16 protein-coding genes are annotated in these 15,020 nt (G+C 69.4%); 12 read left to right on the plus strand and 4 right to left on the minus strand.

All coding sequences use genetic code 11. From position 1 onward, the window contains the following. The 7 genes from RJ03_RS22995 to RJ03_RS23025 form a co-directional block, all read left to right on the plus strand. A partial coding sequence (locus RJ03_RS22995) for an erythromycin esterase family protein (RefSeq protein ID WP_036505677.1) occupies positions 1 to 443 on the plus strand: 443 nt, incomplete at its 5' end. Positions 444 to 528: 85 nt separating this feature from the next. Further along, positions 529 to 1,686, plus strand: a complete 1,158-nt coding sequence (locus RJ03_RS23000; RefSeq protein ID WP_036505678.1) for a cupin domain-containing protein — start codon at positions 529 to 531, stop codon at positions 1,684 to 1,686. Continuing rightward, a complete protein-coding gene (locus RJ03_RS38150; protein ID WP_036505679.1) occupies positions 1,683 to 2,513 on the plus strand; it encodes a fumarylacetoacetate hydrolase family protein in 831 nt (276 codons plus the stop codon). The genes RJ03_RS23000 and RJ03_RS38150 overlap by 4 nt, the downstream gene beginning before the upstream one ends. After that, positions 2,510 to 3,136 (plus strand): maleylpyruvate isomerase family mycothiol-dependent enzyme, encoded by a 627-nt coding sequence (locus tag RJ03_RS38155; RefSeq protein ID WP_036505680.1) that lies wholly within the window; start codon positions 2,510 to 2,512, stop codon positions 3,134 to 3,136. The genes RJ03_RS38150 and RJ03_RS38155 overlap by 4 nt, the downstream gene beginning before the upstream one ends. Before the next feature lie 12 nt (positions 3,137 to 3,148). Then, positions 3,149 to 4,411 (plus strand): FAD-dependent oxidoreductase, encoded by a 1,263-nt coding sequence (locus tag RJ03_RS23015; protein ID WP_036505681.1) that lies wholly within the window; start codon positions 3,149 to 3,151, stop codon positions 4,409 to 4,411. Positions 4,412 to 4,494: 83 nt separating this feature from the next. Then, entirely contained in the window at positions 4,495 to 5,652 is a 1,158-nt protein-coding gene (locus RJ03_RS23020; RefSeq protein WP_157163482.1) for a PucR family transcriptional regulator, read from the plus strand. An 88-nt stretch (positions 5,653 to 5,740) separates the two neighbouring features. Beyond that, on the plus strand, positions 5,741 to 7,198 hold the full coding sequence (locus RJ03_RS23025) for a lipase family protein (protein ID WP_051025126.1): 1,458 nt from the start codon (positions 5,741 to 5,743) through the stop codon (positions 7,196 to 7,198). A gap of 47 nt (positions 7,199 to 7,245) precedes the next feature. On the opposite strand, the gene RJ03_RS23030 is transcribed toward RJ03_RS23025, so the two are convergent. Beyond that, positions 7,246 to 7,638, minus strand: coding sequence for a hypothetical protein (locus RJ03_RS23030; RefSeq protein WP_157121790.1), 393 nt, complete (start codon positions 7,636 to 7,638; stop codon positions 7,246 to 7,248). Between the two features lie 238 nt (positions 7,639 to 7,876). Here RJ03_RS23030 and RJ03_RS23035 point away from each other — a divergent pair, with 238 nt between their 5' ends. Genes RJ03_RS23035 through RJ03_RS23045 form a run of 3 tightly spaced genes read left to right on the plus strand, consistent with a single transcriptional unit; the run spans position 7,877 to position 10,766 of the window. Beyond that, entirely contained in the window at positions 7,877 to 8,542 is a 666-nt protein-coding gene (locus RJ03_RS23035) for a response regulator transcription factor (RefSeq protein ID WP_036505684.1), read from the plus strand. After that, positions 8,512 to 9,729: a sensor histidine kinase gene (locus RJ03_RS23040; protein WP_051025129.1), complete on the plus strand. Its 1,218-nt coding sequence runs from the start codon at positions 8,512 to 8,514 to the stop codon at positions 9,727 to 9,729. The genes RJ03_RS23035 and RJ03_RS23040 overlap by 31 nt, the downstream gene beginning before the upstream one ends. Before the next feature lie 44 nt (positions 9,730 to 9,773). After that, positions 9,774 to 10,766, plus strand: coding sequence for a DUF8320 family protein (locus RJ03_RS23045; RefSeq protein WP_167332000.1), 993 nt, complete (start codon positions 9,774 to 9,776; stop codon positions 10,764 to 10,766). Positions 10,767 to 10,781: 15 nt separating this feature from the next. Here RJ03_RS23045 and RJ03_RS36220 read toward each other — a convergent pair whose 3' ends face one another. Further along, on the minus strand, positions 10,782 to 11,087 hold the full coding sequence (locus tag RJ03_RS36220) for a LuxR C-terminal-related transcriptional regulator (protein ID WP_232329325.1): 306 nt from the start codon (positions 11,085 to 11,087) through the stop codon (positions 10,782 to 10,784). Positions 11,088 to 11,265: 178 nt separating this feature from the next. On the opposite strand from RJ03_RS36220, the gene RJ03_RS36225 reads away from it, so the two are divergent. Further along, positions 11,266 to 11,754: an LppP/LprE family lipoprotein gene (locus RJ03_RS36225; RefSeq protein ID WP_157163483.1), complete on the plus strand. Its 489-nt coding sequence runs from the start codon at positions 11,266 to 11,268 to the stop codon at positions 11,752 to 11,754. Positions 11,755 to 11,881: 127 nt separating this feature from the next. Here RJ03_RS36225 and RJ03_RS23060 read toward each other — a convergent pair whose 3' ends face one another. Then, positions 11,882 to 12,367, minus strand: coding sequence for a GNAT family N-acetyltransferase (locus tag RJ03_RS23060; protein WP_198163819.1), 486 nt, complete (start codon positions 12,365 to 12,367; stop codon positions 11,882 to 11,884). Between the two features lie 82 nt (positions 12,368 to 12,449). Between RJ03_RS23060 and RJ03_RS23065 the strand changes: the two genes are divergently transcribed. After that, positions 12,450 to 13,343: a LysR family transcriptional regulator gene (locus tag RJ03_RS23065; RefSeq protein ID WP_036505687.1), complete on the plus strand. Its 894-nt coding sequence runs from the start codon at positions 12,450 to 12,452 to the stop codon at positions 13,341 to 13,343. Positions 13,344 to 13,352: 9 nt separating this feature from the next. Here the strand turns inward: RJ03_RS23065 and RJ03_RS23070 are convergent, their stop codons facing one another. Continuing rightward, entirely contained in the window at positions 13,353 to 14,915 is a 1,563-nt protein-coding gene (locus tag RJ03_RS23070) for an aldehyde dehydrogenase family protein (RefSeq protein WP_245552364.1), read from the minus strand. Positions 14,916 to 15,020: the final 105 nt, after the last annotated feature.

Below are 15,020 nucleotides of genomic sequence, written 5' to 3' on the forward strand. Positions count from 1 at the left end.
TCGGTGCCCTGCTGAGCGTGCGCGCCGAAATGATGGCCGACAACCTGCTGGCGATCGTCGAGCGGGAGCGGCACCGCGGGCCGAGTCTCGTCTTCGCACACAACGCCCACCTCCAGCGCGCGCACTCCCCCGGCGAGGACACCCCCGGCTGGGGTGGAGCCGGGGCGCTCGTCGCCCTCGCGCTCGGAGACCGCTACACGGTCGTGACGACCGACGGCGCCACCACCTGCGATCCGGCCAGCCTGCAGGGTGTGCTGGCGCAGGCGACGACACGCCGAACCCTGTTTCCCGCCAGTGAATTGCGCGATTCGCTACCTGCGGCGATCGCCACGGGCGAGCCGATGGTCCTCGGCCACATCCCACTGCGCCGGGCCGATCTCGACACCGCCGACGCGCTCGTCTTCATCACCGACACCGACGGGAAGCAGGTCCGATACTGGTAGCGGCCCGTACGAAGTCGAACCAGGCCTGGTTCTGCTGAGCAGAATTCTGTTTTCCAGCGCCGCGGCACGCGCCACTGTAGGCGCTATGAGCACGACTGACACTCCTGTCCGCTTGCGAGCGGTCGCGGCGCCGGATCAGCCGGATGTGACGCCCGCGCTCGAGCGGTTGTACCGCGGTTTCGAACAGGAACTGCTGGTGCCGCTGTGGACCGAGATCGGCGATCTGATGCCCGCCCATCCCCGCTCGCGGGCGGTGCCGCATCTGTGGCGCTGGGAGCGGCTGCTGCGGCTCGCGGCCGAGGCCGGCGATATCGTCCCCGTCGGCCGCGGTGGCGAGCGTCGTGCGATCGCACTGGCGAATCCGGGCCTGGGCGGGCGGCCGTTCGCCACACCGACGTTGTGGGCGGCGATCCAATATCTGATGCCCGGCGAGGACGCGCCCGAACATCGCCACACCCAGCACGCGTTCCGCTTCGTGGTCGAAGGCTCGGGTGTGTGGACGGTGGTGGGCGGCAGCGGTGAGCGGGCGGTCGGCGACGCGGTCCCGATGCGCCGCGGCGATTTCCTGCCGCAGGCGGGCTGGAACTGGCATGCCCATCACAACGCGACCGCGTCGCCCATGGCGTGGATCGACGGGCTCGACATCCCGTTCCAATACCTGACCGAGGCGCAGTTCTTCCAATTCGGACGCACGGATATCGATGCGGCCGAACGGATCACGCCCCAGCGCTCACGCTCGGAACGACTGTGGGGTCATCCCGGATTGCGGCCGCTGTCGGTCGGCGAGGTCGCGCCCGGTTCGCCACTGCTGGCCTACAAATGGGAGCACACCGACGCCGCCCTCACCGACCAGTTGCAGCTGGAGCGGGAAGGGTACGGCGGCACCGTCGAACCCGGCCACGCGGCGGTCCGATTCACCAACCCGCACAACGGCGCCGACGTGCTGCCGACGATTCGCGCCGAGTTCCACCGGATCGCTCGCCACGCACAGACCGCACCCGTGCGCGAGACCGGTTCGTCGGTGTACCAGGTCTTCGACGGCTCGGGCACGGTGACCGTCGGCGACACGACGTGGTCGGTGACCCGCGGCGATCTGTTCGTCGTCCCGTCGTGGGAATCGTTGTCCGTCACCTCCGAATCCGGCCGCACCGATTCCGACTCCGGCGCACTGGACCTCTTCCGGTTCTCGGATGCGCCCGTCTTCGAAGCACTCCACCTCGACCGTCAGGAGACCGTCCGATGAAACTCGCCACCCTCCGCGTCGACGGCGGCACCCGCGCGGTCCGCCTCGACGGCGACCGTCTGGTCGACCTCGGCTACGACGACCTCGGCGCGCTGTTCGCCCGCGAGGACTGGCCCACGGTCGCCGCCGCGGCCACCGGGCAGACCTGGCCGGTAGCGGGCGCCGACTTCGCTCCCGTCGTGCCGAACCCGTCGAAGGTGATCTGCGTCGGGCACAACTACACCAACCACATTCGGGAGATGGGCCGCGAACTGCCCAGCTACCCCACACTGTTCCCGAAATACGCCGACTCCCTCATCGGCGCCGACGATCCGATCGTGAAACCCGCCGAAACCGACGCTCTCGACTGGGAGGTCGAACTGGTGGTCGTCGTCGGCAAGCCGGTGCGCCGGGCCACCGAGCAGCAGGCCACGGACGCCATCGCGGGCTTCACCGTCATGAACGACATCTCCGTGCGGGACTGGCAGTTCCGGACCATCGAATGGACCCAGGGCAAGATCTGGGATTCCGTCACGCCGGTCGGCCCCTACGTCGTGACACCGGACGAGGTCGGCGGCGTCCGGCCCGCACTGCGGGTCGAGACCATCGTCGACGGTGTCGTCATGCAGCACGACGACACCGGCACCCTTCTGTTCGATCCGGTCCGCCTCGTGCAGTACGTCTCCACGATCATCCGCCTGAACCCGGGCGACATGATCGCCACCGGAACCCCCGCCGGTGTCGGGCACGCCCGGGATCCGAAGGTGTATCTCGTGGGTGGGGAAACCGTGGTCACCCGGATCGACGGCCTGGGTGCGTGCACCAACAAGGTCGTGAAGGCATCGTGACCGGGCGAACGCTCACGGACGCGCTGCGCTGGGCCGAGCAGGGCACCTCCCTGTTCGGCACCCAGGTCGCTCTTCTGGACGAGGCGTCGATGTCGGCGCCGAGCCCGCTGCCCGGCTGGACGCGCAAGCACCTCGTCGCGCACGTCGCCGCCAACGCGGACGCGCTCGGCAATCTGGTGCACTGGGCCAGCACCGGCATCCGCATGCCGATGTATTCCTCGGCGCGGCAACGTGATTCCGATATCGAACAGGGCGCGACCCGTTCGGCGGCCGATCTGGTGGCCTGGCTGAACGAGTCGGTACGCGCGCTGTCGGCAGCGATGAGTTCCCTGACCGGCGACGACTGGCGTCGCGAGGTCGTCACCGCGCAGGGGCGGACAGTGCCGGCCACGGAGATCCCGTGGCTGCGGGCACGGGAAGTGTGTGTCCATACCGTCGATCTCGGCACGGGCGCCGGCTTCGCCGACCTTCCCGGCGAATTCCTGTCCGCGCTCGTCGACGACATCCGCGCCAGACGCGGACTCGACGCGCTGCCACGCGGCCCGCTGCCCGAGGTCGCCGCCTACCTCGCCGGTCGTCCCCACTCGCTCGCCGACGTCGCCGACCTCGGCCCCTGGTTGTAAGGAAGCTGCCCTATGAGCACCTCCGATGTCGTGATCGCCGGCGGCGGAATCGGCGGACTGAGTACCGCTTTCGCGCTGTCACGCCTCGGACTGCGGGTCCGGGTCCTGGAGCGGGCGGAGCGGTTCGGCGAGGTCGGCGCCGGCATTCAGCTCGCCCCGAACTGCACCCGCATCCTGGCCGAGTACGGACTGCTGGAGCAGGCGAGGGCGCGTGGCGTCGTCCCCGACCGCATGGTGATGCGTGATGCGGTCGACGCGAGCGAACTGACCGCACTGGACCTGCGCGACCTCGAACGACGGTACGGATATCCGTATCTGGTCATCCACCGCAGCGACCTGCACGCCCTGTTCCTCGACGCGTGCCGCGACGCCGGTGTCGAACTGCTCACCGAGCAACGAGTCACCGCGTATGCGCAGGACGGCGAGAATGCCACCGCCACAACGGATTCCGGTGCGGTTCACGAGGCGTCGGTGGTGATCGCGGCCGATGGACTGCATTCGGTCGCGCGGCGCCGGTTCGCCGACGATCGCCCGGTCTCCTCGGCGTACGTCGCCTATCGCGGGACCGTGCCGATCGCGTCGGTCGATCGGCCGGTCGATCTGTCCGAGGTCGTGGTGTACGTGGGCCCGCGGTGCCACTTCGTCCACTACGGATTGCGCGGCGGCGATCTGCTCAATCAGGTCGCGGTCTTCGAATCCCCCAAGGCGCTGGCCGGACTCGCGGACTGGGGCACCCCTGACGAACTGGACGACGCCTTCGCCGGCACCTGCGCATTCGTGCGGGAACGCCTGCCACACATGTGGCGCGACAAGTGGTGGCGCATGTACGACCGCGATCCGATCGGCACCTGGGTCGACGGCCGGATCGCTCTCCTCGGCGACGCCGCCCACCCGCCGCTGCAATATATGGCCCAGGGCGCGATCATGGCGATCGAGGACGGCTGGGTTCTCGCCGAACACGCCCGACGGCGACGCGGCGCCGGCGCAACCGTCGACTGGGACGGCGCCCTGGCCGCCTATCAGGCGGTTCGTCCCGAACACTGCCGCCGCGTCGTACTCACCGCCCGCGCCTGGGGCGAGCTGTGGCATCTCGACGGCCGGCCCCGCGAACAGCGCAATGTTCTCCTGCGCGCCCGCGAGACCGGCGACTACTCGTTCACCGACTGGATCTACGGCCCGACCGCGCTGGTCCCCGAGGACGAACCCGCCATGTTCACCCCGATCCCGCTCACCACGGCCGATCGGATCGCCGGAGTCGATTCGGACGCCCGCTGAACCGCCTACCAGCCCGGCCCGGTACCGATACCATCGAGCGAATGTCGTCGCCGTAAGCGTCGCGCGGGATGGAGGGGCCTGCCATGACACCGCCCACCGGGCCGGGAATCGAGGAACTGCACCGTAGCGTCGTGGCGATGGTGGACGGATTCTACGGGGTGGTGCCGCCGTATCCGCGGCTGCCGGAATCGCTGGTGGCCGCGGATTTCGCGCACGGGGTGAAACTCAATGTCGACCTGTTCTTCCGCTACCTGCGCACCGGGATCGAACCCGGCGAGGACGACACCGCCGATATGGTGCGGCTCGCGGTCGAACGCGTCCGCGACGGCGCGGCGGTCACCGACGTCCTCGACCGCTACCGGCTCGGTGCGAGTGTCGTCTGGGATCGCCTGCTCGACTCGGCGACGGCGAGCGAGCGCGAACTGCTGCTGACGGCGGCCGCGCCGCTGATGCGCTACCTCGGGCTGCTCACCCAGCGCATCGTGGCGGCCGCGACCGACCGCGCGCACGATCCACGCTGGGAATTCATGGAACACCGGCGCGCGGTGACCGAGGCCCTGCTCACCGGCCGTGATCCGCAGCAATGGCCGGGGCGGCCTACGGTCCGGCTCGCCGAGCGCTACCTGATCACGGTGTTCCGGCTGGGCCCCGATATCGGCGACGTGGCGGCCGATCTGCGGCATCGAGTCGAATCGATGCCGGGAGTCCTTGTGCGCATGGACATTTCGGGGTGGGTCGCGCTGATCCCGCTTCCGCCGGGCGACGACGGCCGCGACACGACGGCATCGCTGCGCACCCGCCTGCCGCGGACCGCACCGGCGTACTGGGTGGGCACGGCGACCGCGGCCCGGCCCGACATCCCGTCGGGGTACGCCGAGGCCCGCATCCTCGCCGAACTCGGGCGCTGCCTCGAGCGTGCCGAAAATTTCTGCCGCAGAACGGATCTGCAGTTCGAATACGCCATTGCGGCCGGCGACGCCGCCCGGCCCGGACTGGCGGCGGTGCTGGCACCGCTGGAGACCCAACCCGTCCTGACCCGGACCCTGGAGCTGTTCCTGGCGACCGGCCTGAACCAGCTGGCCACCGCTCGCCGCCTCGACATCCACCGCAACACCGTCAACTACCGCCTGTGCCGGGTCCGGGATCTCATCGGGCTGGATCCGCAGAACCCCACCGAGGCGATGACCGTGGCCGCCGCCCTCACCGCACAGCGGCTGCAGGCGCACCACTTCGCGCCCTGAACACGTTTGGGCACTTTTCCAAACGGCGCGGCCACCGGCTGTCGGATTGCCGGTACCCCCGGTTCCGCCGGTGCGGTGTGCTGACAGGGTGGACAAGGACGTCACCGCGCACAGCATCCGCCCGTCTCGCCGCCGGACCGCACTGGTCGCGGCCGCCCTCGCCGTGGCCACCGTTCTGACGGTCGCCGGGATCTCGACGGCGGCCCCGCCACCGGACCCGCAACCGTCGGTACCGGTGACACCGCCACTGCCGTTTCCGGTTCCGCCACTGCCGTTTCCGGTTCCGCCACTGCCACCGGAACTCGACCCGCAGTTCTATCACCCGGATCAGTCGATCGTGGACGGTAAGCAGCCGGGCGAGATCATCGCGGCGCGGCAGGTCCACCTCGCCTACCTCGGTGTCCTGCCCTTCAGCATCGATGCCTGGCAGCTGTCGTTCCGCTCGACCGACACCCGCGGCCGCGCGATTCCCGCGGTCACCACGGTGATGAGACCGCACGCCGACAGCCCGGCCCCTCGGCCCCTGCTGTCGTATCAGTTCGCCGAGGACTCGCTCGGACAGTATTGCCGCCCTTCGTATCTGAGCCAGGTGGGCTCGCTCGGCCCGCTCGCCGGCTCCGCCGAAACCAGCAGTCTGTTCGCGGTCCCGATCGCCGCCGCGCAGATGGGATGGGCGGTCGTCGTCACCGATACCGAGGGCCCCGAGCAGGCTTTCGGCGCGGGTCCGCTGGAAGGCCGGATCACCCTCGACGGTATCCGCGCCGCCGAGAACTTCGCGCCGATGCGCCTGGACGGGCCGCGCACCCGGGTGGGCGTGATGGGGTATTCCGGCGGTGCGCTCGCCACCGGCCACGCCGCCGAACTGCATCGCGACTACGCCCCGGAGCTGACCATCGTCGGCGCCGCCGAAGGCGGTATCCCCGCCGACGTCGGCGGGGCGCTGAAAATGGCGAGCACGAACGCGGGCGCGGGCATCGTCTTCGCCGGTGCGGTGGGCGCGAGCCGCGAATATCCGGAATTGGCAGACCTTTTCGACAAGTACCTGACTCCCGCCGGCCGGGCGCTCGTGGCAGCGAAACAGAACCTCTGCCAGGTCCCGACCTCCCTGGTCGTGCCGTTCGTCGACTACGACAGCCTCTTCACGATCCCGCACCCGCTCGACGACCCGCGCGCCGTGGCGGTGATGGACGAGATCAAGATGGGCCACCACACCCCCGATATGCCGATGTTCATGCTGCACGCCAACCCCGACTGGTTACTTCCCGTCGGGCCGGTCAACGATCTGGTCGCGACCTATTGCGCGGACGCCACCGCCCGCATCCGTTATCTGCGCGACCATTTCAGCGAACATCTCACCCTCGACACCTTCGCCGTCCCGCTGATGATCAGATTCCTCGCCGACCGCTTCGACGGCACACCCGCGCCCGCGGGCTGCCACACCGAAGACGCCGGCTCGGTCCTGCTCGCCCCGGAATTGTGGACCACCCTGCTGCCGCAGATCGCCCCGTTCATGCTCGATCTGTTCGGCAAACCCGTTGGGCAGTAACAGATTCGGGCAGTAGCGAATAAGCTGACCGGGCCTCGGCGGAACGCTCAGGACAGGATCGAGTGGATGTGCCGGTCCCGGAGGGCGTCGTGGGTGTGTTCGGCTAGCCAGGCCGCGAAATCCGTGTGAGCCGCGGGCGTTTGATCGAAGAAGCTGGCGTAGGCGACGGTATCGCCCTGCTCGACGACGACGTCGATCGTTTCGCCGCGCTGGGTCACCGCGAAGGCAGCTGCCGGGGTGCGCAGCAGACGATGTCGGCGTCCCGCGTCCGTGGGCCGGATATCGCTGACCGTCGCCGCGACGATGTCGACGACGTTGTCGTGCCGGCGGCGTAGCCGGCGCGGCACATCGGTGACCACGGTATGCACGGCGAGGATCAGTTCGGCGAGATCGTCGAAATCCACCGTCACCGTGGGCACGTGGCGCGGTTCTGCCGTCACGACATCCACGCCTCCTTCCTCGAACCTGGGGCGCTGCCATCCCGTACCGCTCAGTCTGCCCCGCCGCGGCGAGTGCGCCAGTCGGTGTTTCGCACGACGACTGGTCAGTTGTGCGTGGAGGCTCGAACGGCTGGACGTAATGAATTACCCCGGCGGAGTGAATAACAATCATCATCCGTTGCCGTATTCGCGCGCCGGGACCGGCGCCGCCGGGCACGGTCGGCACAGGAGGGGCAGGGTGCAGGAGAATGTCGCGGGGGACCCGTATCGCATCGGTGTCGTCGAGGATCACCAGGTCACCATCGCGGGCCTGCGCCAGATCCTCGCCGGCGAGCCCACCGTCACCATCGCGGCCACGGCCGCATCGGTGACCGAATTATTGTCCATTACAACGGATCTGGCACTCGTCGTGCTCGACCTGCGGCTTCCCGACGGGTCCTCCCCCGCCATCAATATCGAGCACCTGCGGGCCGCCGGCATCGAAACTTTGGTGTTCACCTCCGGTGACGAACCGTTCCTGGTGCGCGCGGCCGCCCGGGCCGGCGTTCTCGGCGTGGTGCGGAAGTCGGAACGCGACGAGGTGGTCGCCGCCGCCGTGCGCGATGCCGCGGCCGGCCGCCAGGTGCCTACGACGGAGTGGGCGGTCGCGATCGACTCCGACGAGAATTTCGCCACGGTCACGCTCAGCCCCCGCCAACGCGATGTCCTGGCCCTGTACGCCTCGGGCGAACCGGCGGCCCGCGTCGCGCGGCTCACCGGCCTGACCGAAGACACGGTCAACGCCTATCTGGCCCGGATCCGGCAGAAGTACGCGGAGGCGGGGCGGCCGTCGCGCACCAAAACCGAACTGTTCAAACGCGCTCTGGAGGACGGGTGGCTGCCGATACCACGTCGACGCCGGTAGATCCGGACGCCGGTGACGCACGGCCGACGGTCGGCCCGGCCGAGGACCGCATCACCCGGTTGTTCGCCCGCTTCCTGTCCTCCGGGTATGTGGCCTATCTGTTCCTGATGGCAGCGACCATCATCAGCCAGGCCGACGACCTGGCCCTGTGGTGGACGGTGCTCGCCGTGGGCATCGTCTACGGTCCGGCCGTGGTGATGGGTCTGTTCTCGTTTCATCCCGACCTTCGGTGGGTTCGCGCGACCGCCGCCCTGACCGCTCTGGGCTTCGTGGTCGCCGCCGCCCTGTGGCCCGTGGCGTGGAACGGCGAACTGCTGCGCGCCGATGCGTGGATCTCCACCATTCCCGGCTTGGCCGGACTGTCCGCGGCACTGGTCTGGCCCGCGGGCCGCACCGTCGCCGTACTGCTCGCGGCGGTGATCCCGGTCCAGCTCATCAACCATTTCTGCCGCGCGCCCGGACACAACGGCCGCTTCGTCCCGGACCTCATGTTCGCGATCAGCTTCTGCCTGCTCTTCGTCGCGGCCGGGGTGATGGCGATGCGCGCCGGACGGATTCTGGACGCCACCCGGACCGAAGCCCACGAGGCCGCGGCCGCCGCCGCGGCGGCGAGCGCGCGCACCGTCCAACGCGCCCGGTTCAACGCACTGCTGCACGACTGGGTGATGTCGACCCTGCTGGCCGCCGCGCGCGGAACCCAGCGGTCGGAGGTACGCCACCAGGCCGAACTCGCACTGGGCAAGCTGGACGACGCGGGTTCGGAAGGCGCACAAGGTTTTACGATCGCGACGGCCGCCGCGCACATCCGCACCGCGGTCGCCGACGTCGACGACCGGCTGCCGGTCACCGTGCGAGAGGACCCGGACGGCGGCGACCGCTGCTTTCCCGCCGAGCCGATCCAGGTCCTGGGCGCCGCCGTCGCGGAAGCCGTGCGCAACAGCGTCATTCACGCCGGAGCACACGCCGCGCGCACGGTGAGCATGCGATTCGACGCGGGGCGGATCGAGGTCGTCGTGACCGACGACGGCCGCGGATTCGATCCGGCGAAGGTCCCCTCCCACCGCCTCGGACTGGCCGTCAGCATCGTGGAACGGGTGCGCCGCCTGCCCGGCGGCGAGGTCGAGGTGCGCAGCCGTCCGGGCGCCGGCACCCGGATTCACCTGTCGTGGCGGGCGGTCGAGCGATGAGCGCGGCCACCGGACCCGTCCGCGATGCTCGCACCCTCCTGGGCATGGATACCCGGCCCGCCTGGCTGATCGCCGCCTTCTACCTGGTTTCGGAAGCGGCGCTGAGCCTTTCGTCCGCGCAGCAGACCCGGCATCTGTGGCCGGTGCTCACCGGACTGGCGGTCACCGCCGCCGCGACCGCGGCACTACTGCGCATCCGGCCCGACCCGCTGCCCCTCCCCGCGACCGCCGCGCTGGCCGTCTCGATTCCGGCGACCGCGGCGCTGACCCTGTTCAACCTGCCGATTCCCCCGACCTCGGTCGCGCAACTGTGGTCGTTCGGGTGCGGGACGGTGACCGCGACGTTCATGTGCGTGCGCGGGCGGACCGGCGCCGCATGGGCCGGTCTGCTGTCGATGATCGCCACCTCCGCCGTGTGGTCGTGGCAGAGCGGTCAGGGTTTCGGTCACGGCGTCGCGATTTCGGCGATCAATCTGGGGCCGTTGATGATGGCGACCTTCTTCGCCTACACCCTTCGTCCCGCGGCGCGGGCCATCTTCCGGCTGCGGGAGGAATCGACCCGGCAGGTGGGTTCCGAAGCCGCGGCGGCCGCCGCACTCGACGAGCGCCGCGACCAGATCCAGCGTCTCGACGATATGGTTCGCCCGATTCTGGAACGCATCGCCGGCCCGCAGCCGCTCGACGACCGCACCCGCGACGACTGCCGCCTGATCGAGGCGCATCTGCGCGATACGCTGCGCGCCCCCGTGCTCGCCGCCGAACCGGTCACGACGGCGGCGCGCGATGCCCGGTTGCGTGGCGTCGATGTCGTCCTGATCGACGACCACGGCCTGGACGACCTGCCTGCCGCCGCCCGCCGCCGGGTATTGGGCACCGTCGCCGCGGCGTTGGCCACCGCGGTCGCCGGGACGGTCCATGTTCGAATTCTGCCGCCGCACAGGGCGATTCTGGCCACGGTCGTGGTCAACGATCCCGGCTCCGGCATCCGGCGGATCGAGATCGACGCCCCCGGACCGCGCGCCGGCGACCCGGGCTGATCCGCCGCCTCCACGTCAGATGTCGTCGAGATCCAGATACCCGTCCTGCAGGGCGCGCGCCAGCAGTGCGGCCTTCGTCGGTGCCGGCCTGCCCGCGGTGCGGTACTTCTCCCGGATCCGGGCGAGGTGAGTGTTGACCGTTCCGGGCGCGATGAACAGCTTGCGGCAGACCTCGCCTTTGGTCTCACCGAGAATCCACGCGAGCAGTACTTCCACTTCCCGGGCGCTGAGCTGCGGCCGCGGTTCCGGGGCGGCGGCGAGCGAGGTGCGATCGGCGATCGCGGGGGCGAGACAGGCCGGAACCGGCGACAATTCGGACACGATGTCTTCCTGTTCTGCAGAAGCCGACGGCGTCGCCGTTCCCCCGGCGACGTGTCCGTCGAACGCTACGCAGTTGCCGTGCCGCCCGGCAGGTTCCAGTTGCTTGACACGAAAACTGGGGTCACCGTTCGCTCGGAAAACGAAAGGAGTCACCAAGCTCATCGGCCACACTCGACATATGACCGTCGCTGCGCCACGCTCCCCCGCCACTCGTATCCCGCGCCGACCACTGCGGAGGGCATGGCTGCCGGTGCTCGCCGGCGCGGCTCTCGTCGCGCTGGCCGGCTGTTCCGCCACCTCTTCGCCGACGCCGGTCGACCACACCACGCGCGAAACCGCCGCCGCCACCACGAGTTCCGGCTCGGCGGACTGCACCACCGACCTCGCGGCGCCGGAGATCCGCCGGGCCGTAGCGACCCTGCCGCCGTACGACGCCGGTGGCGGTGTCACCTGGGCGTGGAACGACAACCCACCCGCGTTGCGCGGCACCTACAACCGGTGTTCGACACTGTCGGTCGTGGTGGTGACCACCCAGGGCGCCACCGCGAGCTCCCCGGAGCACGCACTGTTGTTCCACCGGGGCGACTACGTCGGCACCGCCACGCCGAAAGCACAGGCGTTCACCACCGTCGACACCCGGCCGGTACCGACGACACCGTCGTACTGACCTACAAGACGCCGGGCAGCTGCAACGCCTGCCCCGACGGGACCTATACGACGGTGTCGTTCCACTGGAACGGCTCGGGCGTGGACACGCAGGGACGTCCGCCGATCAACTGATCCCCGAGAAGGGTTCAGACGGCCGAAACCTGGTGCGTGAGATCGAATTTCATGAAGACGTCGGCCCGATCGTAGGGAATCGGCCGCAGTTGCGCCGGCGGCACGTGCACGAATCCCACCGATTCGTACAGGTGCACGGCATCGGCCAGACGCCCGTTGCTCGCCAGGAACAGCGAGGTCGCGCCGGCTGCGCGAGCGCGATCGATGGCGGCGTTCAGCAGCAGGCGGCCGATCCCCCGGCCCCGAACCCGCGGCGCGACCGCCATTTTCGAGATCTCGAAAACACCCGGATCCTCCGCGATGAGGGCGACGCACCCGACGCGGTCGTCACCGTCGCGTGCGATCAGTACCTGCCCGCCGTCCGCCACGATCCGCTGCGGATTGTCCAGAGTGGCGAGATCGGCCGGTTCGACGCCGAACAGAGCGGTGATCCACTCCAGATTGAGTTCTTTGAAGGCGGCGGCGTCGGCCGGCCCGGACATCGGTTCGACGAGAATCACTTCACCAGGATGCGCGCCGGAACCCATAGCGTCCAATATTCGATAGCTCCGATTGATATCTTGAACTTATGGATGGCGGCATATGGACGGGGTAGAGCTGCGACACCTGCGCTACTTCCTGGCCGTCGCGGAGGAATTGCATTTCGGACGCGCGGCCGCCCGCCTGCACATCGCCCAGCCCGCCCTGACCCAGCAGATCCGGCGGCTCGAGACGCTGCTCGGCGCCCGCCTGTTCGATCGCACCTCGCGCACGGTGGCGCTCACGCCCGCCGGCGTCGTACTGCGTGAACGCGCCGAGGCCCTGCTGGGGCATGCGCAGCGCGATCTGGCCGAGGTCTCCCGCATCGGGCAGGGTGGACAGGGGACGCTCTACCTGGGCTTCGTGCCGTCGGTACTGCCGCTCGAACCACTGCGCGGGGTGCGCGCGTTCCGCGACCGCTATCCCTTGGTCGAGGTCGACCTGGTCGAGGGATTCACCAGCCATCTGATGGAGCGGCTCGCCAACGGCGCCCTGGACCTCGCGATCGTGCGCGATCCCGACCCGCAGCCGGGGACCACCACCACACCGCTCATGACCGAGCCGTTCGTCGCCGTGGTGCCCGACGACCATCCGCTCGCCGCGCGCGATACCGTCACCGGCGCCGATCTGGTCGACCACCCGATGGTCTTCTTCCCCCGCGCCGCCGGCTCGCTGGCCCACGACCGGAACCTGGCGCCCCTGCTGCGATCGGGCCGCCGGCCCCGCATCGTGCAGGAGGCCACCAACTGGACCATCATTCTCTATCTGGTCGCCGCAGGCCTCGGCATCACGGTCGCGCCGCGCAGCGCGACCTTCACGGCACCGGCCTCGGCGCGCATCATCGCGCTGACCGAAACCGATGCCGACACAACCATTTACACCGCGCACCGCACCGGCGACGAGCGACCGCTGGTCCACAATCTGCTCGCCCTGCTGCCCGGCCCGGGCACGGCGTGAGGGCGCTCGTCAGGACAGCAGCTTGCGCATGATCTTGTTGCCGAAGCCGTAGCGGATGAGACCGTCGAGGTTGCGAATGGTCTTCTCCGAGTACGGGTACCAGATGCTTTCCTGCTTGGGCTGCCAGCGATCGATCAGGACCGGCTGGGCGTGGGTGAAGCCGCGCAGCGCTCCCGGGCCGTTGACCTGGCCGACACCGCTGTCCTTGCGGCCGCCGAAGGGCGCCTCGGGCACGCCGTAGATGACGGCCGCATCGTTGTGCACGACGGAACCGGTGGTGAGCTGGGCCGCGATCCGCCGGGCCTTGGCGGCGTCCTTGGTGAACACCGAGCCGCTCAGCCCGTATTTGCAGTCGTTGGCCAGCCGGATGGCTTCGTCCTCGTCACGGACCCGCATGATGGCGGTCACCGGACCGAAGGTTTCCTCGGTCATCAGGTCCATGTCGTGATGTGCGCCGACCACGACGGTGGGCTGGAAGTACAGGCCGTCACCGGTGTCCGCGGCCCCGCCCACCACGATGTCGGCGCCCTTGGCCTTCGCATCGTCGATGTGCCGGATCACGATGTCGCGCTGGCGATCCCAGAACAGCGGGCCCATATCGGTGTCACCGGGACCGTAGGTGACCGCCGCGGCCTTCTCGGTGACCAGCCGGATGAATTCGTCCGCGACGCTGTCGACCACATAGATGCGTTCCACACTCATGCAGACCTGGCCGGTGTTGAACATCGACAGATACACCGCACCGGCGGCGGCGCGCTCGAGATCGGCGTCCGCGCAGACGATCATGGCGTCCTTGCCGCCCAGTTCCAGGGTGCACGGCAGCAACCGGGTCGCGCAGGCGGCCGCGATCTTGCGGCCGGTGCCGACGCTGCCGGTGAAGCACACCTTGTCGATTTCCGAATCGACCAGTGCCGCACCGGTTTCGCCGTCGCCGTGCAGCACCTGCACGACATCCTCCGGCACTCCGGCCTCGTGCAGCACGCGCGCCACCCACTCACCCGACCGCGGCGTCACCTCCGACGGTTTGAACACCACGGCGTTGCCGGCGACCAGTGCCTGCACCACCGGATTGAGTGACAGCACGAACGGGGCGTTCCACGGCGTCACGACACCGACCACGCCCAGCGGCTGATACTGCATGTACAGCTTCTTGAGCGGTTTCAGATAGCCGTGCAGCCGCTGCCGGTGCGAGCGCAGATCACGCCGGGCGCGTGCGGTCCAGTAGTTGAGGAAGTCGCAGGCCGGCACGATCTCGACGCCGAGCGCCTCGGCCTCGGGCTTACCGGTCTCGGTGCGGATGGTCTCGGCGATCTCCGCGCGCCGGGCGACGATCACGCCGACGGCGGCGCGCAGGATCTCGGCACGTTCGGCGATGCCGCGCGCGGCCCAGGCCGGCTGAGCGGCGCGGGCACGCGCGACCGCGCTCCGCACCTCGGCGGTGGTGTCCACCTCGAGTTCGCCGATGCGCCGGCGATCCACCGGACTGTCCAGCGCCAGCGTGCGCCGGTCGCCCTCGGTCGTCGGCAGTGGGTGGACGATGGCCATGATCTTCCCCTCGGTCGGAACTGGCATTCCAGTGCGATTTCGGTTGTCACACAAGGGTTGTCGCAACCGCATCGATCGCACGGCGGGCGGCCCTCGTGACCTAGTAGACAACTTACCAAAACTGTCTACCCA

Source organism: Nocardia aobensis NBRC 100429, assembly GCF_000308375.1.
GTDB lineage: Bacteria > Actinomycetota > Actinomycetes > Mycobacteriales > Mycobacteriaceae > Nocardia > Nocardia aobensis.